This is a genomic window from Microbacterium sp. (assembly GCF_043427715.1).
In the GTDB taxonomy this organism is placed as follows: domain Bacteria; phylum Actinomycetota; class Actinomycetes; order Actinomycetales; family Microbacteriaceae; genus Microbacterium.
Genome location: NZ_JBHWTD010000124.1, coordinates 1 through 3,043, shown reverse-complemented (window position 1 = coordinate 3,043; position 3,043 = coordinate 1). Strand labels below are relative to the sequence as shown.

The window sequence follows — 3,043 nt, the reverse complement described above, 5'->3', positions numbered from 1 at the left end:
TCCTGCGGCAGCTCGACATCGTCGCGGCGTCCGGCGTCCTCGAGACCGCGCCCGCGCCGACGGGACTGTTCTGATGGAGAGCATCGTCGGCCGCGCGTTCGGCATCCAGTCCCTCCGCTCGCGCGTGCGGTCCGACGCCGGGCACGAACCGCGCGATTCCGCGGCACCCACCCGGGGCGGCGACGCGTCGGGACGGACTACCGAACACCCCCGCGCCGAGAGGAGTGCCTGCTGATGCTGTACGCGCAGACGCCGGCGCACGAAAAGCGCCGCCTGTTCCGGGAGCGGCTCGCCTCGGGGGAGCTGCTGCGGTTCCCCGGCGCCTTCAATCCGCTGTCAGCCCGGCTCATCGAGCGCAAGGGTTTCGAGGGCGTGTACATCTCGGGCGCCGTCCTTTCGGCCGACCTGGGACTGCCCGACATCGGCCTGACGACGCTCACCGAGGTCGCCGGTCGCGGGCAGCAGATCGCCCGCATGACGGAGCTTCCCGCCATCATCGACGCCGACACCGGTTTCGGCGAGCCGATGAACGTCGCGCGCACGATCCAGACGCTCGAAGACGCGGGCCTGGCCGGCACGCACATCGAGGACCAGATCAACCCGAAGCGGTGCGGGCACCTGGACGGCAAGGCCGTCGTGGACGAGGACACCGCGCTCAAGCGCATCCGTGCCGCCGTCGACGCGCGTCGCGACGACAACTTCCTCATCATGGCGCGCACCGACATCCGCGCCGTGGACGGGCTGGACGCCGCGACCGACCGGGCCCGCAAGCTCGTGGACGCGGGCGCCGACGCCATCTTCCCGGAGGCGATGCGCACGCTCGAGGAGTTCGCCGCCATGCGCGCGGCCGTCGACGTGCCGATCCTCGCCAACATGACCGAGTTCGGCAAGAGCGACCTGTTCAGCGTCGACCAGCTGCGTGATGTCGGCGTCAACATCGTCATCTGGCCGGTCTCGATGCTGCGCATCGCGATGGGGGCGACCGGTCGCGCGCTGGATACCCTGATCGACGAGGGGAACCTGACCTCGAAGCTCGACGAGATGCAGCACCGCGCGGACCTGTACGACCTCATCGACTACGAGGCGTACAACCACTTCGACACGAACGTCTTCAACTTCGAGATCACGAAGGAGTGAGCATGGCAGAGCAGGACATCAAAAAGGGGCTCGCCGGCGTCGTCGCCGACGTCACCGCCGTCAGCAAGGTCAACCCGGAGACGAACTCCCTGCTGTACCGGGGCTACCCCGTGCAGGAGCTCGCGGCGACGCAGTCGTTCGAGGCGGTCTCGTACCTGCTGTGGCATGGCGAGCTCCCGACCGACGAGCAGCTCGCCGAGCTCCGCGCCGTCGAGCGGGCGAACCGTGCCCTCCCGGCATCCGTGAAGGAGCTCATCGACGCGATGCCGGTCGCCGCCCACCCGATGGACGAGGTCCGCACCGTCGTCAGCCTGCTCGGCGCGGCCGAGACAGCCGGAATCGACAACGTCCTCGACGCGGCCGGAACGCCCGCGGAGAACCTGGACCGCAGCATCCGGCTGTTCGCGATCCTCCCCGCGATCGTTGCGTACGGCCAGCGTCGTCGGCGCGGTCAAGAGCTCGTCGAGCCCCGCGAGGACCTCGACTACGCGGCGAACTTCCTGTGGATGACATTCGGTGAAGAGGCGGATGCCGCCGTCGTCGACGCCTTCAACCGCTCGATGATCCTGTACGCGGAGCACTCCTTCAACGCCTCGACCTTCACGGCGCGGGTCATCACCTCGACCCTGAGCGACATGTACTCGGCGATCGTCGGGGCGATCGGCGCCCTCAAGGGCCCGCTGCACGGCGGCGCCAACGAGGCGGTGCTGCACATCTTCACCGAGATCGGATCGGCCGAGAACGTCGTGCCGTGGCTCGATGAGGCGCTCGCCGCCAAGCGCAAGATCATGGGCTTCGGGCACCGCGTCTACAAGCGCGGCGACTCGCGTGTCCCCACGATGAAGGCGGCGCTCGACACGCTCGTCGAGCACTACGACCGCCCCGACGTCGCGGCGCTGTACGACGCGCTCGAGTCGGAGTTCGTGTCGCGAAAGGGCATCTACCCGAACCTCGACTACCCGTCCGGTCCGGCGTACAGCCTCATGGGCTTCGACACCCTCACCTTCACGCCGCTGTTCATCGCCGCGCGCGTGACCGGGTGGACGGCGCACATCATGGAGCAGCAGGCCGCGAACGCGCTGATCCGCCCGCTGTCGGCTTACAACGGCCCGGACGAGCGGCACATCGAGGGGTACGTCCCCGATGCGGCGGAGGTCGAAGCGCTCGAGCGTCCTGAGGAAGCCGCGGGCTGACCAGCGCGGAAGCCCTCATGCGGATGGGTCTGCCGCGACCTCGGGCATTCTGCTCCTGAGTGCGCTCGCACTGACGGCCCCCGTCGCCGCAGCGGCCGACGCCAGGCTCTGGCGGCGCTCCTGCGCCGGTGGGACGGTTAGCGGCATCCTGCATCTGACGACGTCGTGACGACGGAAGCGGCCCCCCACCCGAAGGTGAGGGGCCGCCTCTGTTCAGCGGATGCCGCGGATCAGACCTCCTGGCGGCGGCGGCGCAGGAGCACCGCGCCGAGGATGATCAGCGCGCCGGCGCCGGCGAGCAGCGTGACCAGCGGGGCGGACTCGCCGCCCGTGTTCGCGAGCTGCGCGTTGTACTCGACCGTGATCGGGATGCGGATGTCCTCCTGGCCGGCGGTCTCGACGACCAGCGTGTGCTGGCCGGGCTCGAGGTCGTCGGGGATCGACACGGTGAACGAGATCACGCCGTCGGCGTCTGCCGCGGGGATGCCCTCGATCACGATCGGGTCGCTGTACAGCGTGGCCGTGACCCGCTGACCGGGCGTGAGGCCCGACAGCGTGACCTGCACGTCGCCGCCCTGGAGGACCGTGCTGGCGCTGATCTCTACCTGCGCCCAGCTCTCGCCCTCATCTCCGTCGCCGGTCCCCGGGAGGGTCGGTTGCGGCGACGGGGTGGGTCCGTCGGTCGGCTCGGGCGAGGGACCGTCCGTCACTTT

The 3,043-nt window shown here is 69.7% G+C and carries 3 protein-coding genes; 2 read left to right on the top strand and 1 reads right to left on the bottom strand.

The window, feature by feature from the left end:
• Positions 1-234 precede the first annotated feature (234 nt).
• Together prpB and ACHFGS_RS13500 are read left to right on the top strand one after the other, a co-directional pair.
• Positions 235-1,137, top strand: coding sequence for a methylisocitrate lyase (gene prpB / locus ACHFGS_RS13505; RefSeq protein ID WP_394289550.1), 903 nt, complete (start codon positions 235-237; stop codon positions 1,135-1,137).
• A gap of 2 nt (positions 1,138-1,139) precedes the next feature.
• Positions 1,140-2,330, top strand: coding sequence for a bifunctional 2-methylcitrate synthase/citrate synthase (locus ACHFGS_RS13500; RefSeq protein ID WP_394278916.1), 1,191 nt, complete (start codon positions 1,140-1,142; stop codon positions 2,328-2,330).
• A gap of 230 nt (positions 2,331-2,560) precedes the next feature.
• Here the strand turns inward: ACHFGS_RS13500 and ACHFGS_RS13495 are convergent.
• A partial coding sequence (locus ACHFGS_RS13495; RefSeq protein WP_394289549.1) for an LPXTG cell wall anchor domain-containing protein occupies positions 2,561-3,043 on the bottom strand: 483 nt, incomplete at its 5' end.

Coding starts and splice junctions, on each gene's coding strand:
- prpB (WP_394289550.1), top strand. CDS start 235: ATGCTGTACGCGCAGACGCCGGCGCACGAAAAGCGCCGCCTGTTCCGG.
- ACHFGS_RS13500 (WP_394278916.1), top strand. CDS start 1,140: ATGGCAGAGCAGGACATCAAAAAGGGGCTCGCCGGCGTCGTCGCCGAC.